The sequence below is a fragment of the Bacillus sp. JJ1127 genome (genome assembly GCF_036965845.1).
GTDB lineage: Bacteria > Bacillota > Bacilli > Bacillales > Bacillaceae_G > Bacillus_A.
In genome coordinates, this window is the sequence record NZ_JBALQK010000057.1 from 1 (window position 1) to 24,651 (window position 24,651).

The 24,651-nt window shown below is 37.8% G+C and carries 27 protein-coding genes and 1 riboswitch; of the genes, 4 read left to right on the top strand and 23 right to left on the bottom strand.

All coding sequences use genetic code 11. The features are described from left to right. From V7183_RS07275 to V7183_RS07340, 14 genes are all read right to left on the bottom strand, one after another. A partial coding sequence (locus V7183_RS07275) for a thiol-activated cytolysin family protein (protein ID WP_335359085.1) occupies positions 1–293 on the bottom strand: 293 nt, incomplete at its 3' end. A gap of 470 nt (positions 294–763) precedes the next feature. After that, the gene (gene sufB, locus V7183_RS07280; RefSeq protein ID WP_335359086.1) at positions 764–2,161 is read right to left on the bottom strand and encodes a Fe-S cluster assembly protein SufB; all 1,398 of its coding nucleotides are present in this window, start codon (positions 2,159–2,161) and stop codon (positions 764–766) included. Between the two features lie 48 nt (positions 2,162–2,209). Continuing rightward, complete coding sequence (sufU, locus tag V7183_RS07285; RefSeq protein ID WP_097894865.1) at positions 2,210–2,641, bottom strand: Fe-S cluster assembly sulfur transfer protein SufU; 432 nt, start codon at positions 2,639–2,641, stop codon at positions 2,210–2,212. Next, entirely contained in the window at positions 2,631–3,851 is a 1,221-nt protein-coding gene (sufS, locus tag V7183_RS07290; RefSeq protein ID WP_335359087.1) for a cysteine desulfurase SufS, read from the bottom strand. The genes sufU and sufS overlap by 11 nt, the downstream gene beginning before the upstream one ends. Next, complete coding sequence (gene sufD / locus V7183_RS07295) at positions 3,851–5,143, bottom strand: Fe-S cluster assembly protein SufD (RefSeq protein ID WP_335359088.1); 1,293 nt, start codon at positions 5,141–5,143, stop codon at positions 3,851–3,853. The genes sufS and sufD overlap by 1 nt, the downstream gene beginning before the upstream one ends. Positions 5,144–5,158: 15 nt before the next feature. Further along, positions 5,159–5,944: a Fe-S cluster assembly ATPase SufC gene (gene sufC / locus V7183_RS07300; protein ID WP_335359089.1), complete on the bottom strand. Its 786-nt coding sequence runs from the start codon at positions 5,942–5,944 to the stop codon at positions 5,159–5,161. Positions 5,945–6,178: 234 nt separating this feature from the next. After that, positions 6,179–6,994 (bottom strand): methionine ABC transporter substrate-binding lipoprotein MetQ, encoded by an 816-nt coding sequence (gene metQ, locus V7183_RS07305; RefSeq protein WP_335359090.1) that lies wholly within the window; start codon positions 6,992–6,994, stop codon positions 6,179–6,181. A gap of 25 nt (positions 6,995–7,019) precedes the next feature. Next, positions 7,020–7,685 (bottom strand): methionine ABC transporter permease, encoded by a 666-nt coding sequence (locus V7183_RS07310; protein ID WP_335359091.1) that lies wholly within the window; start codon positions 7,683–7,685, stop codon positions 7,020–7,022. Further along, complete coding sequence (locus V7183_RS07315) at positions 7,678–8,703, bottom strand: methionine ABC transporter ATP-binding protein (RefSeq protein WP_335359092.1); 1,026 nt, start codon at positions 8,701–8,703, stop codon at positions 7,678–7,680. Before V7183_RS07315 ends, V7183_RS07310 begins: the two co-directional genes overlap by 8 nt. Positions 8,704–9,032: 329 nt before the next feature. Then, positions 9,033–9,142: riboswitch (SAM riboswitch) on the bottom strand. 125 nt (positions 9,143–9,267) lie between these two features. Beyond that, a complete protein-coding gene (locus V7183_RS07320) occupies positions 9,268–9,612 on the bottom strand; it encodes a hypothetical protein (protein WP_335359101.1) in 345 nt (114 codons plus the stop codon). 151 nt (positions 9,613–9,763) lie between these two features. Continuing rightward, entirely contained in the window at positions 9,764–10,072 is a 309-nt protein-coding gene (locus tag V7183_RS07325) for a thioredoxin family protein (protein WP_335359093.1), read from the bottom strand. A 3-nt stretch (positions 10,073–10,075) separates the two neighbouring features. After that, a complete protein-coding gene (locus V7183_RS07330) occupies positions 10,076–10,420 on the bottom strand; it encodes a toprim domain-containing protein (RefSeq protein WP_000640866.1) in 345 nt (114 codons plus the stop codon). Between the two features lie 457 nt (positions 10,421–10,877). Next, the gene (gcvH, locus tag V7183_RS07335; protein ID WP_097894857.1) at positions 10,878–11,261 is read right to left on the bottom strand and encodes a glycine cleavage system protein GcvH; all 384 of its coding nucleotides are present in this window, start codon (positions 11,259–11,261) and stop codon (positions 10,878–10,880) included. 41 nt (positions 11,262–11,302) lie between these two features. Next, a complete protein-coding gene (locus V7183_RS07340) occupies positions 11,303–11,668 on the bottom strand; it encodes an arsenate reductase family protein (RefSeq protein ID WP_026049293.1) in 366 nt (121 codons plus the stop codon). 405 nt (positions 11,669–12,073) lie between these two features. On the opposite strand from V7183_RS07340, the gene V7183_RS07345 reads away from it, so the two are divergent. Next, a complete protein-coding gene (locus tag V7183_RS07345) occupies positions 12,074–12,727 on the top strand; it encodes a phosphatase PAP2 family protein (protein WP_097894855.1) in 654 nt (217 codons plus the stop codon). Positions 12,728–12,795: 68 nt separating this feature from the next. Here the strand turns inward: V7183_RS07345 and V7183_RS07350 are convergent, their stop codons facing one another. The 4 genes from V7183_RS07350 to V7183_RS07365 all read right to left on the bottom strand — a co-directional run bounded on the left by V7183_RS07350 (position 12,796) and on the right by V7183_RS07365 (position 15,484). After that, on the bottom strand, positions 12,796–13,809 hold the full coding sequence (locus V7183_RS07350) for a PTS transporter subunit IIC (protein ID WP_097894854.1): 1,014 nt from the start codon (positions 13,807–13,809) through the stop codon (positions 12,796–12,798). A gap of 20 nt (positions 13,810–13,829) precedes the next feature. After that, complete coding sequence (locus V7183_RS07355; RefSeq protein ID WP_438825158.1) at positions 13,830–14,780, bottom strand: L-lactate dehydrogenase; 951 nt, start codon at positions 14,778–14,780, stop codon at positions 13,830–13,832. Positions 14,781–15,036: 256 nt separating this feature from the next. Then, entirely contained in the window at positions 15,037–15,285 is a 249-nt protein-coding gene (locus V7183_RS07360) for a spore coat protein (protein WP_097894852.1), read from the bottom strand. Positions 15,286–15,298: 13 nt separating this feature from the next. Continuing rightward, positions 15,299–15,484, bottom strand: a complete 186-nt coding sequence (locus tag V7183_RS07365) for a hypothetical protein (protein ID WP_097894851.1) — start codon at positions 15,482–15,484, stop codon at positions 15,299–15,301. Positions 15,485–15,901: 417 nt separating this feature from the next. On the opposite strand from V7183_RS07365, the gene V7183_RS07370 reads away from it, so the two are divergent. Next, positions 15,902–16,030 carry a hypothetical protein gene (locus V7183_RS07370; RefSeq protein WP_335359094.1) on the top strand — a complete coding sequence of 43 codons (129 nt, stop codon included), beginning with the start codon at positions 15,902–15,904 and terminating at the stop codon, positions 16,028–16,030. Positions 16,031–16,154: 124 nt separating this feature from the next. Here V7183_RS07370 and V7183_RS07375 read toward each other — a convergent pair whose 3' ends face one another. The 4 genes from V7183_RS07375 to V7183_RS07390 form a co-directional block, all read right to left on the bottom strand. Then, positions 16,155–17,939 carry an acyl-CoA dehydrogenase family protein gene (locus V7183_RS07375; RefSeq protein WP_097894846.1) on the bottom strand — a complete coding sequence of 595 codons (1,785 nt, stop codon included), beginning with the start codon at positions 17,937–17,939 and terminating at the stop codon, positions 16,155–16,157. Between the two features lie 81 nt (positions 17,940–18,020). Further along, the gene (locus V7183_RS07380) at positions 18,021–18,155 is read right to left on the bottom strand and encodes a hypothetical protein (RefSeq protein WP_255287492.1); all 135 of its coding nucleotides are present in this window, start codon (positions 18,153–18,155) and stop codon (positions 18,021–18,023) included. A gap of 125 nt (positions 18,156–18,280) precedes the next feature. Continuing rightward, positions 18,281–19,456 (bottom strand): acetyl-CoA C-acetyltransferase, encoded by a 1,176-nt coding sequence (locus V7183_RS07385; protein WP_097899870.1) that lies wholly within the window; start codon positions 19,454–19,456, stop codon positions 18,281–18,283. A 21-nt stretch (positions 19,457–19,477) separates the two neighbouring features. Next, complete coding sequence (locus V7183_RS07390) at positions 19,478–21,859, bottom strand: 3-hydroxyacyl-CoA dehydrogenase/enoyl-CoA hydratase family protein (RefSeq protein WP_335359095.1); 2,382 nt, start codon at positions 21,857–21,859, stop codon at positions 19,478–19,480. A 237-nt stretch (positions 21,860–22,096) separates the two neighbouring features. Between V7183_RS07390 and V7183_RS07395 the strand changes: the two genes are divergently transcribed. Then, positions 22,097–22,243 (top strand): YuzL family protein, encoded by a 147-nt coding sequence (locus V7183_RS07395; RefSeq protein ID WP_016112417.1) that lies wholly within the window; start codon positions 22,097–22,099, stop codon positions 22,241–22,243. A 259-nt stretch (positions 22,244–22,502) separates the two neighbouring features. Beyond that, positions 22,503–23,342, top strand: a complete 840-nt coding sequence (locus V7183_RS07400; RefSeq protein WP_335359096.1) for a D-alanyl-D-alanine carboxypeptidase family protein — start codon at positions 22,503–22,505, stop codon at positions 23,340–23,342. A gap of 23 nt (positions 23,343–23,365) precedes the next feature. On the opposite strand, the gene V7183_RS07405 is transcribed toward V7183_RS07400, so the two are convergent. Continuing rightward, on the bottom strand, positions 23,366–24,283 hold the full coding sequence (locus tag V7183_RS07405) for a proline dehydrogenase (RefSeq protein WP_335359097.1): 918 nt from the start codon (positions 24,281–24,283) through the stop codon (positions 23,366–23,368). Between the last annotated feature and the right edge of the window lie 368 nt (positions 24,284–24,651).

Consider the following 24,651-nt stretch of genomic DNA (forward strand, 5'->3'; position numbering starts at 1 on the left):
GAAGTTGTAAGTGATTTTTTCTCACGTTCAACCACTACAAATTTACCATTTGAATTTTTACCTTCTTTCGGCACAAAACTCTCTACTTTATCACCATTTACTGCTAAAATATCTCTACTATCATACTTTAAATTTGCTATGCCATTATCGATGCCACTAGCATTTTTTGCTTGATCAGCTGAATTACTTGTTTGTGTTTCAGCGAAGGAAATAAATGAATAATTAATAGTGCATAAACCAACTAATAAACATGTTAGGAATTTTATTCCTTTAATATTTTTCTTAATTTTCAAAAAATCAACTCCTGTCTTTTTTAAAATTATATCATAAAATCACGATTTTCGTATATTGATAAATTTTTTTACTTACTCAAACTAGATAGTTTTTCATCGGCTTTCATGCGCCCGATCCTTTTTACTTGTTCGAGCGTTCTGACAAAGTAAATATCGTATGAAAAAGCCCGATTAGTTCAACTAACCATCAGTGAGAAAAGCATCACTTATGGAAACTTCACTTTATATCGTGTCGAAGCGCTGATATATTTGCTCCCAATGAAAAAAACGCCCTGTAAACAGGGCGCTTCCATTTTTCTTTCATTATCCAGTTCCAGCGGCTAGAATGAGCCGCTTCCACTTTCAATACTGTCCAGCTTCGCCTCCTAGACCCTCATGTCTAAGAACCTTCCGCACCAGAAGATAAAAAGCATCTTCTGTGCGAAAGAACCTTAGCCAACGGGTCTGAACAGTCGGCTCCGCATTTCTATTTAACCGATAGAACCTTCCATCTCAAATTTGATTAGACGGTTCATTTCAACTGCGTATTCCATTGGAAGTTCGCGAGTGAATGGCTCGATGAAGCCCATTACGATCATTTCTGTAGCTTCTTGCTCAGAAATACCGCGGCTCATTAGGTAGAATAATTGTTCTTCTGATACTTTTGATACTTTTGCTTCGTGCTCAAGTGAAACGTGATCGTTTTTGATCTCGTTGTAAGGAATTGTATCAGATGTAGATTGGTTATCCATGATTAATGTATCACATTCGATGTTAGAGCGAGAGTTTGTCGCTTTTGGTCCGAAGTGTACGATACCACGATACGTTACTTTACCACCATGTTTTGCAATCGATTTAGAAACGATTGTTGAAGATGTGTTTGGTGCTAAGTGAATCATTTTCGCACCAGCATCTTGGTGTTGGCCTTTACCAGCAATCGCGATAGATAATGTTAAACCACGAGCGCCTTCGCCTTTTAAGATAACTGCTGGGTATTTCATCGTTAATTTAGATCCGATGTTACCGTCAATCCATTCCATCGTTGCGTTTGCTTCACAAACAGCACGTTTTGTAACTAGGTTATATACGTTGTTCGCCCAGTTTTGGATTGTTGTATAACGGCAATATGCATCTTTCTTAATGATGATTTCTACTACCGCACTGTGCAGTGAATTTGTTGTGTAAACAGGTGCTGTACAACCTTCTACGTAGTGTACGTGTGCGCCTTCGTCTACGATAATAAGCGTACGCTCGAATTGTCCCATATTTTCAGAGTTAATACGGAAATACGCTTGAAGTGGTGTATCAACTTTTACACCTTTTGGAACGTAGATGAATGATCCACCAGACCAAACTGCAGAGTTTAATGCTGCGAATTTGTTGTCAGTTGGTGGGATTACTTTTCCGAAATGCTCACGGAAAATATCTTCGTTCTCTTTTAATGCGCTATCTGTATCTTTGAAGACGATTCCTAGGGCTTCTAGGTCTTCTTTCATGTTGTGGTATACAACTTCAGATTCGTACTGTGCAGATACACCAGCTAAATATTTTTGCTCAGCTTCTGGAATACCTAATTTATCAAATGTAGCTTTAATTTCATCAGGTACTTCATCCCAAGACTTCTCAGATTTCTCAGATGGTTTTACGTAGTACGTAATTTCGTCGAAATCTAAGTCGTTTAAGTCGCCGCCCCATTGTGGCATTGGCATTTCGTAGAACTTATCCAGTGATTTTAAACGGAAGTCTAACATCCACTGTGGTTCTTCTTTCATACGTGAAATCTCTTCAACGATTTCTTTTGTTAAGCCGCGTCCTGCACGGAAAATCGAAACGTCTTTATCCTTGAAACCATATTTGTAATCGCCGATATCTGGCATTTGCTTCGCCATGTTGGTATGTCCCTCCTTAGATAACCACGTGTTTAGGAACCTTTTACATTACTTATCTTCGTGTAAGCCTTTTTCTAATGCTTTCCAAGCTAATGTTGCACATTTAATACGTGCTGGAAACTTGCATACGCCTTGTAATGCCTCAATATCTCCTAAATCTACGCTGTCATCATACTCTTTTCCTAGCATCATGTCAGAGAAAATTTTAGAAAGCTTAAGTGCCTCTTCAATTTTCTTTCCTTTTACTGCTTGCGTCATCATCGAAGCTGAAGACATAGAGATGGAACAACCTTCTCCTTCAAACTTCGCTTCTTGTACAATTCCATCTTCTACTTTCATCGTAAGTTGAATACGATCGCCGCAAGTTGGATTGTTTAAGTTAACTGTAACACTATCTTCTAACACGCCATGGTTACGAGGATTCTTATAATGATCCATAATAACTTGACGATATAACGTATCTAAATTATTAAAAGACATTTGTGAAATACTCCTTTGTTTTCGTTAGCGCTTCAACAAATGTATCAATTTCTTCTTTTGTATTATATAAATAGAAGCTTGCACGTGCTGTAGAAGAAGCTTTTAACCACTTCATAAGCGGCTGTGCACAGTGATGTCCTGCGCGAACCGCAATGCCTTCTACATCTAATACTGTCGCTACATCATGCGGATGTACTTCATCGATATTAAATGTAACAAGACCAGCGCGATACTTTGGTCCATAAATTGTAACGCCATCTACTTCTGATAGTCTTTCTAAAGCATACTGCGCTAATTCATGTTCATGCTTTTCAATATTATCAAGACCGATTTCTTCTAGGAAATCAATTGCCGCTCCAAGTCCGATTGCATTACCGATAATCGGTGTACCTGCTTCAAACTTCCACGGCAGTTCTTTCCACGTAGAATCTTGTAAGTCTACGAAATCAATCATTTCACCACCAAATTCAATTGGCTCCATATTCTCTAGCAATTCCTTCTTACCATATAATACGCCGATACCTGTAGGCCCGCACATTTTATGAGCGGATAATGCATAGAAATCACAATTTAAATCTTGTACATCCACTTTCATATGAGGCGTACTTTGTGCACCATCAACGATCATGATTGCACCATTTTGATGTGCAATTTCTGCAATTTCTTTTACAGGATTAATCGTTCCAAGTACGTTAGACACATACATAATAGAAACGATTTTTGTATTCGGTGTAATTGTTTGACGAGCATCCTCTAATGAGATTGTCCCGTCCGGCTGAAGCGGAAGATATTTTAATGTTGCGCCCGTTTTCTTTGCAACTTGTTGCCACGGGATAATATTACTATGGTGCTCCATGTAAGAAATGACGATTTCATCGCCTTCTTTTACATTTTCACGTCCATAGCTTGCTGCTACTGTATTTAATGCAGTTGTTGTTCCACGCGTGAAAATAATTTCTTCCATTGATTTCGCGTTAATAAACTTGCGAACTTTCTCACGTGAACCTTCATACGCATCGGTAGCTTTTGTACCGAGCGTATGAACACCGCGATGCACGTTAGAATTATATTCTTTATAGTAACGCTCTAACGTTTCAATGACTTGAATTGGTTTTTGAGAAGTTGCTGCACTATCGAAATAAACAAGTTGTTTGCCGTTCACTTTTTGATCAAGAATTGGAAACTGTTTGCGTATTTCATGAATATTCATTAGCGAACTTTCCTTTCAATTACCTCAACAAGCTGCGCTTTTACTCCTTCAATTGGAAGCTCATTTACTACAGGTGCTAAGAATCCATGGATGACTAAACGTTCTGCTTCTTTCTTCGGAATACCACGGCTCATTAGGTAGTATAGTTGTACCGGATCTACGCGGCCTACAGAAGCTGCGTGACCTGCCATTACATCGTCTTCATCGATTAGAAGAATTGGGTTCGCATCACCGCGTGCTTTTTCATTTAACATAAGAACGCGAGAAGATTGTTGTGCATTTGATTTAGATGCACCGTGTTCAATCTTACCAATTCCGTTAAAGATAGATGTTGCACTATCTGTTTGTACACCGTGTTTTAAAATGAATCCTTCAGAGTGTTTACCGAAGTGAACAACTTTAGTTGTAAAGTTTTGTGTTTGGTTACCACGACCAATTGTTACTGTTTTTGTATCAGCAAATGATCCGTCGCCCATTAAGTTCGTTACGTTCTCTGAAATTGTATTTCCGTCATTCATAAGACCTAATGCCCACTCAATACGACCATCACGGCCAACAACACCGCGGCGGTTTACGTAAGTTGTTACATCTTTCGCCAATAGATCAACTGCACCGAATTTCACTTGTGCACCTTGTTCTACGATTACTTCTGCCACGATATTTGCAATACCTGTAACAGTTTCGTTTGCTACATAGTTTTCTACATAAGTTGCAGAACTGTTTGCATCTGCTACAAATAATACGTGGTTATATACGTTTGCTTCTTCGCCGTCTACTAAGAATACAGCTTGAAGTGGTGTTTCAAGAACAACGTTTTTCGGAACATATACAAATGCACCGCCGTTGATTAATGCTGCATGAAGTGCTGTTAAACGATGCTCATCCACTTTCACGCCGCCCTGCATTAAGTACTTTTGTACTAATTCAGCATGCTCAGTTGTAGCTGTTACGATATCTGTGAAAATAACACCTTTTTCTTTTGCTTCATTCGCTAAAGAAACGAATGCAGTTGTACCAGCACGTTGTACTAATACGCTGTTATTTTCGTCGATTAAGTTTTTCACTGCTTCTGGAAGCTCTGCTAAAGAACTTACAGGCTCTTGCTTAGCAGCGTCGCCTTTTCCGATAAAGTCCCATTTATCAATTTTTGTTTTATCAGGCGTTGGCATTGGAAGTTCAGTTGCTTGTGCAAGAGCTTGTAAGCGGAACTCAGTCAACCAAGCAGCTTCGTTTACTTCGCTTGCGCGCTGACGGATTGTTTCTTGATCGAAAGGTAATGTACCGATTGTCATGTTTATGCTCCTCTCTTACGCTTCTTGCTCTGCTGTTTCGTCTTCAATACCTAATTCTTTTTTGATCCAGTCGTAACCTTCAGCTTCTAGACGTTGTGCAAGCTCAGGGCCACCAGATTTAACAATACGACCGTTCATCATAACGTGAACGAAGTCTGGAGTGATGTAGTTTAATAAACGTTGGTAATGCGTAATCATTAGGCAACCGAACTCTTCACCGCGCATTTCGTTAATACCTTTAGATACAACTTTTAATGCGTCGATATCAAGACCAGAGTCTATTTCGTCTAAGATTGCAATTTTTGGCTCAATCATCATTAATTGAAGAATTTCGTTACGTTTTTTCTCACCGCCAGAGAAACCTTCGTTTAAGTAACGTTGTGCCATTTCTGGATCCATTTCTAGGAATTCCATGTTTTTATCTAATTTACGGATAAATTTCATAAGAGAAATTTCATTGCCCTCTTCACGACGTGCATTAATTGCAGAACGTAAGAAGTCAGCGTTTGTTACTCCGCTAATTTCACTTGGATATTGCATTGCTAGGAATAGACCTGCTTGTGCGCGCTCATCTACTTCCATTTCTAATACATCTTCACCGTCGATGATGATGCTGCCTTCTGTTACTTCATATTTTGGGTGACCCATAATTGCAGAAGATAAAGTTGATTTACCTGTTCCGTTAGGTCCCATAATTGCGTGGATTTCTCCACCTTTCACTTCAAGGTTTACACCTTTTAAAATCTCTTTGCCATCGATTGATACATGTAAGTCTTTAACCGTTAATGTAGAACCAGCCATCTCAATACCTCCATTAATCCTCTATATACATTTTAAAAGTTCCTAAAACATTCACATTCTCATTTTATTCTCATTCTAATTTTATATCAAATAAAATGATATCGCAAACAATGAAAAAAAGTAACAATTTTTCCACAAATGTATCTAATTATTCCCTCACATTCTATTATGATACACCTTTCTTCTTATATATAAAGAAAAAAGGGCTGGAAATTTACCAGCCCTTTCCTGCTTCTATTCACTTACTGGAAGTACAGCTCCCTTATATTCTTTATTAATAAAATCTTGAATTTCTTTGGAATGTAATACTTCTACAAGTGCTTTAATTTCTTTCTTATTTTTATCCCCTTTACGAACAACAACTACGTTTGCATATGGAGAATCCTTACCTTCAATTGCAATTGCGTCTTTCTCTGGATTTAATTTCGCATCAATCGCATAGTTTGAGTTAATTAAAACCGCATCGCCTTCTTTATTGTTATACACTTGTGGTAATAAACCAGGCTCAATGTCTGTTTTGAACTTCAAGTGTTTCGGATTTTCCGCAATATCTTTTGTAGTTGCTTTAACAGGTTCTACACCGTCTTTAATTTTTAAAATGCCCTCTTTTTGTAAAATTGCTAACCCACGTCCATGGTCAGCAACAGAGTTACTCATAATGATTGTCGCTCCGTCTGGCAGGTCTTTTAAGCTTTTATATTTTTGGGAATATACACCGATTGGCTCTAAATGAATTTTCCCTGCTACTTCAAAATCATATTTTTTATCTTTCATTTCTTTCTCTAAGTACGGAATATGCTGGAAGTAGTTTGCATCTAAATCTTTATCCGCTAACGATTTATTCGGCAGTACGTAATCTTGGAATTTTTTAATTTCTAGTTTTATACCTTTTTTCTCCAGTAACGGTTTTGCCTGTTCTAAAATAACAGCGTGCGGTACGTTAGAAGCACCAACAACAAGCTCATCCTTACTTTTTTCACTTTTTCCTCCACAAGCAGCTAATCCGAAAATTGACGTTGTAATAAGTGCTGTAAGTAATAATTTTTTCATATTGTAAACACCCTTCCCTTTTTATCTATCGTTTATCAATTCGAGTTGTAACAAAATCCCCAATCCATTGAATAAAGAAAACAACAAGTAATACACAAATTGTTGCAACGATTGTCACATCGTTATTTCCACGCTGGAATCCTTCTAAATATGCGAGTGTACCGAGTCCACCAGCCCCAACAACACCAGCCATTGCTGTATACCCTACAAGGGCAATTGTCGTTACTGTAATACCAGATACTAGTGCTGGCAGTGATTCTGGAATCAATACCTTCCAAATGATTGTGCTTGTTTTTGCTCCCATTGCTTTTGAAGCTTCAATAACCCCTTTATCAATTTCACGAAGTGCAATTTCAACCATCCTTGCATAGAATGGCGCTGCTCCAATAATTAAAGCTGGCAGTGCTGCACTTGCCCCAAGAATTGTCCCAAGGAGAATCTTAGTAAATGGGATTAATAAAATAATTAAAATGATAAATGGAATGGAACGAAAAATATTTACGAACGCTCCACTCACAGTGTGGACCATCTTGTTTTCCCACAAATTATCCTTCGCTGTCATAAAAAGTAATAATCCTAAAATAAGACCGAAAATAAATGTGGCAATTGCTGCGATTGCCGTCATGTATAATGTTTCACCTGTTGCTTCTAGCATTTGATTCCAATCAACATTTAATAGTAGCTTATCCATGTGCAATCACCTCCAGCTCTACTTGCTCCTGATTGATTCCCTCTATTGCTTGCTGGATTGCCGCTTCTTCACCATTTAAGTGAACAACTAGATTTCCATAAGACCCATTGTTCGTTTGAGCGATATTTCCTTGAAGTACACTCACTTCTATATCATCTCGTCTCATTAATCTCTGAAGCACTGGACGTTCTACAGAATCGCCAATAAACTGCAAACGAATCACTTTACCATCTGGATATTTCTCTAGTAAACTCTCAATCGTTTCATTTGTATCATCAGAATCCGTTATCTGCTGTACAAATCGTTTTGTAATCTCCTGCTGTGGATTACGGAATACCTCTAGTACAGGACCGCTTTCTACGATTTTTCCTTTTTCCATTACCGCAACGCGATTACAAATTTTTTGAATGACATGCATTTCATGTGTAATTAATACAATTGTTAAATCAAGACGCTTATTGATATCTAATAGTAAATCTAAAATTTGATCTGTCGTTTCTGGATCCAGTGCTGATGTCGCTTCATCACACAAAAGTACTTTTGGATTATTCGCTAACGCTCTCGCAATTCCAACACGCTGCTTTTGTCCACCACTTAATTGAGATGGATACGCATCGCCTCTTCCTTCTAATCCAACAAGATGAATTAACTCATCTACACGCTTTCTTCGCTGCGCTTTATCCACTCCTGCAATTTCAAGTGGAAAAGCAATATTTTCACGTACAGTTCGTGACCAAAGTAAGTTAAAGTGCTGAAAAATCATTCCGATTTCTTGCCTTGCCTTTCGAAGCTCATTTCCAGTAATTGCTGAAATAACACGATCAGCTATCGTAATCTGTCCGGAAGTCGGCTTCTCTAATTGATTGAATAATCTGATTAATGAGCTTTTTCCAGCGCCACTATATCCAATAACACCAAAGATTTCACCTTTCTCTATTTTCAAATTGGCGTTATCCACAGCAGTGACATCACCGCTTTTTGACTTATATATTTTCTTTACATTCTCTAATCGAATCATGGTGTATCACCCCTTTTTTGTTTAAAAAGCAGAAACAGCTCGTTCAGAATGTAAGGAGGATGGAGCTTCTGACATAGAGGCGCTTTTTGCCTCGTAGGAAGAAGCGAAGCCATCGAACATTCTAACTGCTGAAGCTGGCTTTCTTAGCTCTTCTCCTACAAATTCTGTTGATCTTTTTATGCAGGATACAAAAGTCTTGCCGTTATAGCTAAATGATGTAACGGTTCCTTTTGTTGCTTACATGTCCTCCTCATTCAAACAACAAAAAAACCTTTCTGCTTGTAAAATGAGCAGAAAGGTTTATATGCGTATATCAACATGGTCCCTTTCTCTCATCTCTCAAAGCATTTGCTTTGCAGGAATTGGCACCATTTCAACATAAAAGTTGACGGTTGCCGGGTTTCACAGGGCACAGTCCCTCCACCTCTCTTGATAAGAGAAATCAGATTTAATTTTCGTCTGATTTGAAATTTATGAAATTGTCTATATTTTATGACTTGAATTGTATCAATATACATTCGCTATGTCAACAGATTTTTTTATAAAAAATAAAACTTCAAAATATTAAGCACCTACTGACATCGGCTTACATATATGAAATACAGATTCAAATAATAGCATTGTGCGATACGTTCCAGAATAATGTACACGCCCATTATTAATTAAGGTTTGTAATCGAATATTCCCGGTAACTAGTCGTTGCAAGTCTTCCTCCAAAAAGCAAACAATTTGTTCTGTTCCCCTTGTTTCCTTCAAAACTTGTATATACTCTCTTGAAATTTGAAGTGAATAACACTCATCTCCCAAACGGATATTAATTGTTTTTTCTCCTTGTCTTAGAAGCGGCTCTAAATGATATTGGTTATTAGCATAAGTTACAAATGATTGAAGCAACGAATATAACCCCATTCTAATCACATCCTTCATATCACTTTCTACTAATACCATTCCACTCTGCTAAAGAGCAATCCTGTTGCTTTCTCTCGACAAATAACGGAGCACTGCTGCCTTTAGAGCATATTTCCCAAGAAATATGTCGAGGCGGCAAAAACTTTGCCGCCTATTGTAATTCATTATATAAATATTCAACCGAATGAAATGCATATATTTTCTTCGTCAGTGTCCCATTTTCAAATACAAGTAAACACGGTACACTTTCTATTTCATATTCCCTAGCTAAATGCGGAGCATAGTTTAAATCTAACATCCCAATTTTCAAGTCAAATATTGCTGCTTCTACAACTGTTAACATCTTCTTTGCTAATTGGCATGTTCCACACATTGGTGTATATACATATAACACTGTTTTTTCTTGGTTTGCTATTAGATCTGTAGCTTCAGCACCTGTCCAGTCAATCACTTCTATCATTCCTTACCGTAAATATTCTGTATAAACGTCAATGTCAGCTCCCCATAGTACGTTCGCTAAATGAGAAGATGGCGCAGTCGCCACTTCACGATACGAACGATCAATATAAATATGCTCAGCCTGCGGAAATTCTTTACGAAATTGTTTTCTTAACTTTTCCCCTGCATCATCAGCATCCACTAGCACATATACTTCTTTATCAAAAAACTGATCAATGAGCTCATCCATTTTCGACAAACCAATTGTACCATTTGTGCAAACAATTTCCACCGGTTCTCGAATAATAGATTCAATCTTTCTTCTATCTGATTTACCTTCTACAATAATGACTTTTTCTACATAAATCATATGTCATCACCCGATCACCATATACTATAAAAATAACCTTACTTTAGTATATAGTATATTCGATATTTTCATGTTGTTTCCTGTTTATTTTTGCAAAGAAAAGCGGAAGCGGTTTGCTCAGAATGTGAGGGGGATGGAGCTTCTGACGTAGAGGCGCTTTTTGCCTCGCAGGAAGAAGCGAAGCCACCGAACATTCTAACCGCTGGAGCTGGACATCAAAGAAAAGCGGAGCCGACTGTTTAGCCCCGTTGGCTAAGGTTCTTTCGTACAGAAGACGCTTTTTGTCTTCTTGTGCGGAAGGTTCTTAGAAAGAAGGGGCTAGGAGGCATAGCTGGACAAAGAAAAGCGGAAGCGGTTTGTTCAGAATGTGAGAGGGATGGAGCTTCTGACACATAAGCATTCGTAATACAAAATAAAAAGGACAGCACATAGGCTGTCCTTTTTGATTTAACTAAAATTAGTCTTGGTTTGTCATTTCTGCGTATTGTTCTGCAGTTAATAACTTTTCAACTTCACTTGCATCAGAAAGTTCAATTTTAACCATCCATGCACCTTCGTATGGAGATTCGTTAACAAGTTCTGGTTGGTCACTTAATTCTTCGTTTACTGCTACAACTTTACCACTTACAGGAGCGTATAATTCAGAAACTGTTTTAACAGATTCTACGCTTCCGAATGGCTCGTCAGCTTTAAGTGTTGCACCTACTTCAGGAAGTTCAACGAATACGATGTCGCCTAACTCACTTTGTGCAAAATGAGTAATACCGATAACAACCTCGTTGCCTTCAGTTTTTACCCATTCGTGTTCTTCAGAGTAACGTAAATGATTTGGAATGCTCATGACTGTACCTCCTGTGAATGTATTAATTATGTAAAAATACCTTATTGGTACTTTTTCCACACACTTTCAAACTGCTCTTCGTTAAAACCAAGTGTTACATTCGTTCCATCTGTTACGATTGGACGTTTAATCAACATGCCATCAGATGCTAAAAGCTCAAACATTTCGTCTTCACTTGCATCCTTTAACTTATCTTTTAAGCCAAGCTCGCGGTAACGCATTCCACTTGTATTAAAGAATTTTTTTAATGGCAATTCACTTTTTGCATGTAAATTACGTAAATCTTCTTTTGACGGTGGATTTTCAACAATATGAATCATCTCATATGCTACATCGTTTGCCTCGAACCATTTTTTTGCTTTTTGGCATGTGCCACACTTTGGGTATGAATAAAATGTTACTGTCATAAATTCACCTACTTTTTTACTAACCTTTACCTTTATCATATAGAAAACGTTTTATTATTTCAAACGATTATTCTCCAAACTTTAACTTATTTCGTCACAATTTTCTTTTATCCTGCAAATTTTCCTTATTTTCCGCCATTTCTATCTATAAAATTTTTCTCTCCCGATTCACTGTGTATACGGAACCCGAACATATATCTTAAACAAACGTTTATTTAAATGAATACAAATAAGAAAACAAAAACGAAACGAACGTCCCATATCTAATCTCCCCCATTTCCAAAGTCAAGTGACAAAAATGTAAGGTTGATTCAAAAAAATGTAAGTAAAATCGATAGCCCATTTTGATTTTCTATATTATAATCAATTGAATTTGCTTACATTACTAAAACATAGGAGATCATTATGAAAAAATCTAAGCTTTCATCTTTTCTTCCATTAAGTTATATACTTCTACTCGTACTTGTAAGCCCCCTTTACGATGTACTGAATAAATCTGGCGTTCATGCCGTTGATGTTACAACAATAGTTGATGATTGGATTCCGTTTGTAAAGGCATTTATTATTCCGTATTTACTTTGGTTTCCATACTTATACGGCGCACTCATTTATTACTGTTTTACTGATCGCAAGCAATATTACGTAGCACTAAGCAGCGTGATTCTTGGGAAGCTGACTTGTTTTTCTATTTACTACTTTTGGCAAACTACTGTACCGCGTCCAACAGTTGTAGGAACAGATGCATTCTCTGAGTTAGTTCGCTATATTTATAGTATTGATCAACCTGTAAACTGTTTTCCTAGCATCCATGTTCTCACAACATTCGTAATTATGTTAGTTGCTTATAAGCGAAGAGAACAACACATATGGGAATATTTGATTCTTACTTTCTTTGGTACACTCATTATTCTATCTACGTTATTTACAAAACAACATGCCTTCTTAGATGCGGTTTCTGGTATGGCAGTTGCAAGTACTCTGTACTTCGGTGTGCAACTACTGCTAGTGAACCGAAAAGACACTGTTACAATTCCAGCAAGACAAACTTATAAACTATAATAAAAAAGCAGACTGTGGCTTCTTCAGTCTGCTTTTATCTATATAAAGGAGATTTTCAATGTATTACATTAAGATTGTGGTACAGTCATATCACCGGCATGGATACGACCTGCTTTTCTTAGTACCATGTAAAGTATATAAGAAACAGCTACTGGGATTACGATATAAGTGATGACCAACGCTGGGACAACACTTAATCCTTGGCTAGAAATTAAATTAATTGGTGCAATAAGAGAACTTAACCCAAGACCTGCGATTTCTTTACCTGCTTCCAAATGGAAGAGAAGTGCAGATACAGGGCCCACAATGGCACTGGCGACGACAGTTGGGACGAGAATCATTGGATTTTTAGTAATGTTCGGCAACTGTACTTTTGGAGTACAAAGCGCCTGTGCTAAAATACCACCTAAGTTATTTTCTTTCGCAGAGATAACAGCGAATCCGATAAATTGAGCTACACATCCTGCAAGTGCAGCACCCCCTGCAACACCGTCTAGACTAAGCGCAATTGCTAGAGCAGCTGATGATGCTGGAGAAATAAGTAATAGTCCCCAAACAACTGAAAGTACGACAGAAGCAATAAATGGGCTACCAGCTGAGCTATCTTTAATAAACGCTCCAACTATATTTAAAACAGGGCTAATATTTTGAGCTAACCAAATACCGACTATGCCTGAGCCTAATATTGCTGCAAATGGAACGAGCATCATATCTAAAGCTGTTTTTCCGCTTAATCGTTTACCAATATAAACCGCTAAAGTCGCTGTTATTAACGCACCGATTGGCTCACCAGTTTTAATGATTAAACCGGCTTCAGTGATTGAAATGGACCCTGCTCCAATCGCTCCTGCAACCATTGCTGAGAAAATGACAAGTCCGTTTGCTCCAAGCATAAAAGCAATCCCTGCTCCAATTGCTGGTGCCATAAGTGATTTTGCTACAACTCCAATTGTAATTAACATTGGAATATCAACAATTCTTCCTATATTTTCGATAAGTAAACCAATTCCAAGGGATACGAAAATACCTTGTGCAATTCCGGCAGAACCTTTGAATACACGAGACATAATATATTCCTTCATCTGTTTCACCTTCTCCTATTTTAATAACCGATTGTTTTCATGTAATCACGTAAAATATCATTAGATTTTGCAAATCGGCTTTCTTCGGATTCTGTTAAGTTTAGTTCTACAACTTCTTTCACACCATCTCTTGTAATAATGCATGGTACACCTGTGCAAATATCATATTCGCCATATTCACCATCTAAAATTGCTGAAACAGCAATTACGCGATGATCATCATTAAAGATTGATTGTGCAATATAAGCTAACGAGTTTCCAATACCGTAATAAGTAGTTCCTTTACGTTTATAAATTTCCCAACCAGCTTTCGCAGTTTTCTCAACAATTTCATCTAAATCAATTTCACCAAAACGTTCTTTTTGCTCTTCCAAAATTTGCAAGATCGGTTTTCCACCGACTGTAACATGAGACCAAGCAACCATTTGAGAATCACCATGTTCTCCTAATGAATAACCTTGAATGCTACGAGGATCAACTTCAAGTATTTCAGATAAAATTGTTCTTAGGCGCGAAGAGTCTAATGATGTACCTGTACCAAGCACACGATTTCTTGGTAAACCAGACAATTCCCAAACTTGATACGTAATAATATCGACTGGATTGGATGCGATTAAGAAGATGCCATCAAATCCGCTTCCTATTACACCCCCTACCACACTTTCCATAATCTTTGCACTTGCTCCTAAAGTATCCAAGCGACTTTGTCCCGGTTTTGGTGCTGGTCCTGCTGTAATAATCACAATGTCCATATCTTTGCAGTCTTCATAAGTCCCTGCATATACTTTTGTTCTTGTATTTGTAAAGTTAATGCAGTGCGATAGGTCCATCGCTTCGCCAACTGCACGTTCATGATTTATATCAACTAATACCAATTCTTCACAGATGCCTTGATTCACAATCGAATACGCACAACTTGATCCAACTAACCCTGTACCAATAATAGCGATTTTTCTTGTGTTTCTATTCATAACAATCTCCCCTAATTGATTATGTAATCTATTTATTTTGTTATTTACACTTTTCATTATAGAGATTTACACTGTAGAAACCATGGATAGTTTGTGAAATATTGAACAAAGTTTATGTCTATTTTGTGACATCCTCTACTATGTTTCGTCATATTTGTTACAACTAAAAAAATATTTTATGCGTATTTATTGACATATATAGATAAACAAAAAAGAGAGCGAATATCAGATGAATATTCACTCTCTTTTTTGTTTATTATTGTGCACTTAATTGACTTTTCAATTGCTGAACAACCGCTGGATTTGCAGGAGCAGCTGGCTTATAATGTCCTTTTTGTAACGCATATTCATATACATTACGCTGCCTTAGTTCATCTTGATTGCGAATGTGAATCAACGTTTGATGTAACTGTTCATTATTCGACTCTGCTATGTAATTCGCATATTTAGTCAAACTAGCGTTTAATCCTGCTAAATAATCGTTAACCATATCTTTTTCGTTCATAATCGATACCCTCCTAGCCTAAAAAGGACATTAATTGTTGTTTTGTATTTCTTGCAGCTTGCGCATCTTGCTGTAGCATTTGTTTTAATTGAGGATCTGTACACTGCTGTGCATACTGATCTAATTTATTTGCAACTGTCGTGTGTCCCCCAATAAGATGGCGTAAATTTTCAAGCTCCAGCTCTGTTAAATTTGGCATAATAAAAACCTTCCTTTCTTTGTTCATTCACCATTTAGTATTTATTTGTTTTTGGATTGTATGCACGAGAAATGACGGTATAAGATATTTAATTTCCTTGTTATACGTATCTAATATCGCTTCACTCATGACGCTAACCCCCATTCGTTTTACATCCTATTAACTTTTCTTTTCTGAAATACTATCTATTTTCCCTAACATTAATTTACATATTATGAAAAATTCATTGTTTTTGAAATTTAATTAATATATCATAATTATATGATAAGAAAATTCCGAATACTCCACCTCATCAGAAGATTACACATCATCTATTAATCATAATTAATAAAGGGCTCGTCTTCGATTTTCTATTACAACAAATGAACTAGATGATATTCCTCATTGTAAATCACTATCAAAAAAGGAGATAGTAAAATGAAAACACATGAATTCCTTACAGAAATTCAAAAAATTTATGATCCGGGTCCTAGTCAAGATGCTCAAGTCTTTATTTTTTTTAGCTTCTTATTAGCGATATATACATTTCTAAAACCTGCAAAATAATAGCTTTTCTCAACTTTACCATTGAGAGCTTAATATTAATGAAAAGGACCCTAAATTATTTAGAGTCCTTTTTGTCATCAAAAACCAGTAGCCACAAAAGTGACTACTGGTTTTTGCTAAATCATTAAACTGTATAACGCTCTTCTTCTAAAATCTTCGCAGCAATTTCACGTTTCTTCGGAATTACATTAAGCGGCGTGTAACGAGTGAATTTGCGAAGCGCTGATAACATCATGCGCAGCATATCACCGTTTTCAACTGCGATAATTGTTTCTTTTGCATCTGCTTCGATTTGGTTGAATGCTTCTTGACAGAATACTTCAGTGTATAACACTTTTTGTTTATTCTTTTCAAGACCAGTTGCTTTAATTGCTTTTTCTGTACGAAGAACAGCTGATTCCATTGCATATAAGTTGCTTACGATATCCGCAATGTTAACAAGAACTTCTTGTTCTTTGTCTAATGCTTTACCGTATTTTTGAGCAGCTAATCCAGCTACCATTAAGCCAATTTTCTTCGCGTTACCTACTAAATATTTTTGAAGCGCTAATGGCTCATCGCCCACTTCTTCTGGCATCATCATCATTAACTCTTCTTGTAATTTTTGTGCTTTTTGCAGAAGTGGTAATTCACCTTTCATTGCTTTACGTAAGAACGTACCTGGTACGATTAAACGGTTAATTTCGTTTGTTCCTTCGAAAATACGGTTAATACGAGAATCGCGGTACATTCTTTCAATCTCATACTCTGCCATAAATCCGTAACCACCGTGGATTTGAACGCCTTCATCTACTACGTAATCTAATACTTCAGAACCGAATACTTTATTTAAAGAGCACTCAATTGCATATTCAGCAATAGAAGCTGCAACAGCTTTTCCGTCTTTTACTTCTTCTTCGGATAATGTGCTCATGCGGCTTTCAAATAAACCTACTGTACGATATACAGAGCTTTCAGCTGCATAGATTTTCGCTGCCATATTTGCAAGTTTTTCTTGAATTAATGGGAAACGAGCGATTGGTTGCTTAAATTGTTGACGTTGATTTGCATATTGTGCTGAAATTTCTAATGCACGTTTAGAAGAACCAACTGTACCAACGCCTAATTTATAACGGCCGATATTTAAAATGTTAAAGGCAATAACATGACCCTTACCAATTTCACCAAGTACATTTTCTTTCGGTACTAATGCATCTTCTAAAATTAACGTACGAGTAGAAGAACATTTAATACCCATTTTCTTTTCTTCGGGGCTTGTTGATACGCCTGGGTATTCTTTCTCTACGATAAATGCCGAGAAGTGCTCGCCATCTATTTTTGCATATACAACAAATACGTCAGCGAAAGCAGAGTTTGTAATCCATTGTTTTTCACCATTTAATACGTAGTGTGTACCTTCCGCATTTAAGCGAGCCGTTGTTTTTGCACCTAATGCATCAGATCCAGAACCTGGCTCAGTTAATGCGTATGCAGCTAATTTTTCACCTGTTGCTAACGCTGGTAAATATTTTTGCTTTTGCTCTTCGTTACCAAATAATACGATTGGTAACGATCCGATTCCAACGTGAGCACCATGTGTAATCGCGAAGCCGCCAGCGCGAGAGAATTTCTCTGCAATTAACGCTGAGCTAACTTTATCAAGACCAATTCCGCCGTACTCTTCTGGTACATCAGCACCTAATAATCCAAGCTCTCCAGCTTCTTTTAATAAGCGAACAGAACGATCAAACTCATGCTGCTCTAAATATTCAAGCTCCGGGAGAACTTCATTTACGATAAAGTCCTCTGTTGTTTTCGCAATCATTTTATGCTCATCGCTGTAATCCTCTGGTGTAAATACTTGATCCATTGTGATCTCATCGATTAAAAAACTACCGCCTTTAATTGCATTTCCCACTATTTTTTCCATGAAAATTTCCTCCTTCATATTTTCATAGGCCGCCTCTCTCATTTTGAGAGAAGCTGGCTCTCCCTTTATTTTTTATGGCCTTTAGTTGCTTTCACTTTTTTGTAATCTAGTTCCAGCGGCTAGAACAGTCGGCCGTTTCGCCCCTTCCTGCGAGGCAAAGAACGCCTCTTCATCAGGGCCTCCAACGTCCTCTTGTTCTGGACAAGCCGCTTCCACTTTTTATTTAATCTAGTTCCAGCGGCTAGAACGTTCGGTGGCTTCGCTTCCTCCTGCGAGGCAAAGGACGCCTCTACGTCAGAAGCTCCATCCCCCTCACACTCTAAGCGAGCCGCTTCCACTTTTTATAGTAACTCGAATACTCCAGCAGCTCCCATTCCGCCGCCGATACACATTGTTACAATACCGAACTGTTCATTACGTCGTTTCATCTCATGGATAAGAGATAATGTTAATTTTGCTCCTGTACAGCCAAGTGGATGTCCAAGTGCGATTGCACCGCCGTTTACATTTACTTTTTCTTCATCTAAGCCAAGCTCACGAATAACTTGAATTGATTGAGATGCAAATGCTTCATTTAGCTCAAATAAGCCGATATCAGATAGTTCTAATCCCGCTAATTTTAACGCTTTTGGAATCGCTGCAATTGGACCGATTCCCATTACTTCTGGCGGTACGCCAGCTACTGCAAATGAGCGGAATTTCGCAAGCGGCTTCATGCCATCGCTCACTGCTTTTTCACGATCCATTAGAAGAACGGATGCTGCCCCGTCACTCATTTGTGAAGAGTTACCAGCAGTTACAGAACCGCGAACATTAAATGCTGGGCGTAATTTTCCAAGGACATCTAATGTCGTATCCGCTCTTACTCCTTCATCTTGTGAGAAGACGATTGTTTCTTCTTGTAATTTGTTATTTGCGGAAACAGTACGAAGCGTTACATCAACAGGTACTGTTTCGTCTTCAAATTTCCCTTCTGCTAATGCTTTTGCTGCACGCTGATGACTTCTTACCGCAAATGCATCTTGCTCCTCACGGGAAATCCCATATTTCATAGCAACTTGCTCCGCTGTGTGTCCCATGCCCATATAATATTCTGGCGCCGCTTCTACAAGGCGGCTATTTGGACGAACAACATGTCCCATCATTGGAACTAAGCTCATAGATTCCGCTCCGCCAGATAATACCACTTCAGAGTGACCAAGCATAATGCGTTCTGCTCCATAAGCGATACTCTGTAATCCTGAAGAACAGTAACGGTTAATTGTAATAGCCGGAACATCATAAGAAAGTCCTGCTAATCCGCCGATATTACGTGCCATATTTAAACCTTGTTCTGCTTCTGGCATCGCACAACCGAAAATTAAATCATCAATTGGTCCTTCATAGTTATTTGCACGCTTTAACGTTTCTTTTACTACTAATGCCCCTAAGTCATCTGGACGAACTGTTTTTAATAAACCTCTCTTCGCTTTCCCAACCGGTGTTCTTGCTCCCGCAACAATGACAGCTTCTCTCATGAACGATATCTCCCCTCGTTATTAGTTACGTAATGGCTTTCCTTTTACAAGCATGTGCTGCATTCTTGCTTGTGACTTCATCTCACTTACTAAGCTAATAAATGCTTCACGTTCTACATCTAATAAATACTGCTCATCAACTTCTGTTCCGTACGGTACTTTTCCGCCAGCAATGACATATGCAAGTTTTTTCGCAATGTGTAAGTCATATTCAGAAATATAACCAGATAAATGCATTGCTTCTGCTCCAAGGACAAGCGTTGCATATCCTGTTTCACCGACAACTGGAATCTTTCTACGGATTGGCGCTTTATAGCCTGCTTCATATAAAGCAAGTGCTTTTTGTTTTGCATCATATAGTAAGTGATCGCCATTCACACTAATACCATCTTTATCGCCTAAGAAGTTATGAGAAACTGCTTCTTGTGCAGATGTTGAAACTTTTGCCATCGCTACTGTCTCAAACACTTTATTCGCAACCTTTTGCAGATCAAACTCCACACCGTTTGCCATTTTGTTTAGGTGCTTAATATATAGTTCTTTGTTACCGCCACCGCCAGGGATTAAACCAACACCAACTTCTACTAATCCCATATACGTTTCGCTAGAAGCTTGAATGCTAGCTGCTGGTAAGCAAACCTCTGTACCGCCACCAAGCGTCATGCCATATGGCGCTGCTACAACTGGCTTAGAAGAGTACTTAATTTTCGTCATTGCATCTTGGAAGTTTTTCACAACCCACTCAATTTCAAAGTAGTTATCGTCTTGCGCTTCCATTAAGATCATCGCAAGGTTGGCCCCAACGCAGAAGTTCTTCGATTGGTTTCCGATAACAAGACCTTTATAATTTTTCTCTACTTCATCAACAGCGTAGTTAATCATTTGCGTAATATCCATACCGATCGCATTGCTCTTCGAATGGAATTCTAAGCAAAGGATGCCGTCGCCTAAATCAATTAAGCTCGCTCCGCTATTTTTCTTTAACACGCCGTTTTTCTCTTTTAATTGCTTAAGAGAAATTGCTTTTTTGTTACGTTCGATTAGCTTATATTCACCATTATCGTAATAGTAGCTATCGCCATTATCATGTTTATAGAAAGTAGTAAAACCTTTCTCTAACATTTCTTTCACCCAAGTAGGAACAACTGCGCCGTTTTCTTCCATCTTTTGAACGGACTTTTCTACGCCAATTGCATCCCAGATTTCAAATGGTCCTTGCTCCCAGCCGAATCCCCATTTCATCGCTTGGTCAATCGCCACAATATCATCTGCGATTTCTTTATGAAGCTTCGCTGCGTATAGAAGAGTTGGTGTAATAATGTTCCACAATAGCTCTCCTGCACGATCCTTCGCGTATACAAGCGCTTTCAACTTATTCGCTAATCCTTTTTCTTGTTTGCTTAGCTCTACGGAAGCTGCTTTTAATTTTTTCCGTGCTTCGTATTCCATCGTTTCAGGATTTAATTCTAAAATTTCTTTTCCTTGTTTTAAGAAGAAACCTTGACCCGTTTTACTTCCAAGCCATTTTTTATCTAACATCTCATGCATGAAAGCAGGTACCTTAAATACATCTCGTTCTTCTTCCTGTACATTTTCATATACATTGTTCGCAACGTGAACAAATGTATCTAAGCCAACGACATCTAACGTGCGGAACGTCGCACTCTTTGGGCGGCCAATTAATGGACCTGTTACAGAATCAACTTCTCCAATGCTATAGCCGCGTTTCATCATTTCTTGCAATGTTACAAGTAAGCCGTACGTACCGATTCGGTTTCCAATAAAGTTTGGTGTATCTTTTGCGATAACAACGCCTTTTCCAAGAACGTCTTCGCCAAATAATTTCATGAAGTTTAACACTTGTGGATCTGTTTCTTTTGTCGGTATAATCTCTAGAAGTTTTAAATATCGTGGTGGGTTAAAAAAGTGCGTTCCTAAGAAGTGTTTTTGGAAGTCATCTGAACGACCTTCTGCCATTTTCTCAACGGAAATACCTGATGTATTTGAGCTCACAATAGAGCCAGGTTTACGAACAGCATCTACTTTTTCAAATAGTTTCTTTTTAATATCTAAGTTTTCAACAACAACTTCAATAATCCAATCTACATCTGCAAGGCGCTCAAGATCATCCTCTAAGTTCCCCGCTTCAATTAATGCAAGGTTGCCCTTCACCGTAAGAGGAGCTGGCTTTTGCTTTACTAATTTTTGCAGTGCCCCATTGCTAAAACGATTTCTCACACTTTTATGTTCTAATGTAAGTCCCTTCGCTTCCTCTTCTTTTGTAAGCGATGGTGGTACAATATCAAGCAATAATGTTGGTATACCGATATTGGCTAAATGTGCCGCAATCCCTGACCCCATTACACCAGAACCGAGAACAGCAGCCTTTTTAATTTGGAACATCCATTTCTCCCCCTATTCTTGAATGAATGCTCATTCAATTTTTCGACATACGTCGCAATCAATGAGTGAGCCTCTACTAATAAATATATGATACTGTTTAAATTTTCGCAATATATTTATTGATAAAATTTTCTGAAATAAATTTTTTTCTTTTGTTTGGGCACTCTATAATTGTGTATTTTCTTGATAAAATACGCTTTTTCCTTTTTAGAATTTGACAAAAACGGAGGAATATATATGGCTAGACTTAAGAAAGACCCTTCAAAAGCAGGCGTTAGCGCAGCAAGTGTAACAGGAAATGCAGGTCCAATAGATCGCGGGATTGAAAAAGGGCGCCAAGGCAATAACCAGCAATACAAAAAGCACAACATGGGCGAAAAATAACGCTATATGTGCTTGTTCAAAAAGGAGGATAAAGAGAGCCGAGCAGTTCGAGGCGCGGAAGCCGGGAGGATACGGAGTGTAGGTGGAACTACATGAGTACCGGACTGGCGACGTAACGAAGAAATGCGGGCTGCGATCTTTACCGGACTTTTTGAACTTCCTCTATATTTTTGGGCAGAGAACGTGGCATAATGAGTATTGGGCTGCTTTTCTGCCCAATTTATTTGTACATAAGGAAAAACAAAAGAGGGACTGCATAATGAAACGAACAATAATCATGATTGTTACGATTGCTACACTATTTACAAGTATGATTTTCTTTTCTTACACAAAAAGACAAAAAGACGTAAGAAGTAATCAGCCTGATATCACAGGAAAATATGGTGTTACAATCGATGCAAATACGGGGAAAGTTTTATACGGAAAACGGGAAGAAGAACGTTCTTATCCAGCAAGTGTAGCCAAAATGATGACAACCATTCTGTTACTAGAGAATGTAAAAGAAGATGAAGAAATTACTGTCACAGAAAATGCGATAAAAACGGAAAGTCAGAGTTCGAAAATTAAACTTCGTGCTGGTGAAAAACTAAAAAGAGACGAGGCATTAAAACTGATGCTTGTCATCAGTGCCGATCCAATTGCTGAGTCGATCGCAGAACATATTGCAGGATCAAAAGAGAAGTTTGTAAAAATGATGAATGCAAAGGCGAAAGAACTCGGGACAAAACATGCAACTTTCAAAAATGCGAGCGGGGCTGACGCACTCGGCAATAAGGTTTCCCCTTATGACATCGCAATTATTGCAAAAGAAGCATTAAAATATCCGATTGTACTACAATATATGAACACAATACATACAACACTACATACTTCGCAGCGCGCTCCAAAAATTGCAAACCATGGCCGCGAAGAACTTTACGCTGACCCCTATGCAATTGGAAGTAAAAGCGGTTTATCTGCTTTAGGACAATATACAGTTGTAACTGTTGATGAAAAGGATGGTAAACGCGTTATTAACGTTGTGTTTTCTTCTAGTCGTAATCAGCTATATCCTGATGCGAAAAAGATGGCAAATTACGCGTTTCAGCAATTAAAATAACCAAGGAGTATTTTTCTCCTTGGTTATTTTTTTACCATTCCTTTTAAAACGAACGCAACGTTTGCTGGGCGCTCTGCTAGGCGACGCATGAAATAGCCATACCAGTCATTTCCATACGGCACATAAACACGCATTTTGTATCCTTCTTTCACAAGCTCAAGTTGACGTTCAGTTCGAATACCATATAACATTTGGAATTCAAACTGATCACGTGAAATATTATGTTCTTCAGCAAGCTTCTTCGTATATTCAATAATTGCTTCATCGTGTGAAGCAATTGCAGTATAATTTCCATTTAATAAGTGCATTTTAATAATTTTTTTATAATTTTCATCTACATCTTTCTTATCTGGGAACGCTACTTCTTCAGGTTCTTTATAAGCCCCTTTTACAAGACGTAAATTAGGACTATATGCATTTAAATCTTCGATATCCTTTTCTGTACGATATAGGTAAGCTTGGATTACAGTACCGATATTATCGTATTCAGATTTTAATTGTTTAAAGATCTCAATTGTTTTTCCGCAGCGTGTATAATCTTCCATATCAATAGTAACAAATACATTGTTTTCTTTTGCAGCCTCTAAAATACGACGCATATTATTCATTACGATATCATCTGAGATATCTAACCCCATAGAAGTCATTTTTAGAGAAAGCTGTGAATCAAGGTTTTCGCGTCCAATTGCACGAATTGCTTCAATCGATTGGCTTGCCATTTCATTTGCTTCTGCTTCATTATCAACGAACTCACCTAAATAATCGATTGTTACACAAAGACCTTGCTTGTTTAATTGCTTAATAGCTGCTGCTGCTAAATCAATTGTCTCCCCTGCGACAAAGCGGCCTGCACCAAAGCGTAAGCCGTACTTCTTAGCCAGTTTTGTTAGCGCTTTATTTTTTGATAAAAAAAGAAACGAATTGCGCATTAATTGTTCCATGTAATCCACCCCTATGACTGTACTTTGTCTGTTTTTTACCCCTCTTCTAAATTATATCACTGTTTGAAATTATTTGATACAAATAATTATTTAGATAATTCTTAAGATACAATAAAGTTGCTCAGAAACCTATATTTTCGCTTTCAAATATTCATAAAAAGTTTTCGACATTTAGAAAGAAAGAGACTACTAGATGAAAAAAACAATTTGGATACAAAATTCGACATACTTTTGAGCACACTTATCTCCCACCTAACTTCTTTGCTTTCGCCCAATTTTGAGGTAGGAGTATTACTGCCCGTTCATGCGGGATAAATTATATAAAGATATTAATGTAACCAACACTCATTTGCTCTTTCTGTTTTTAC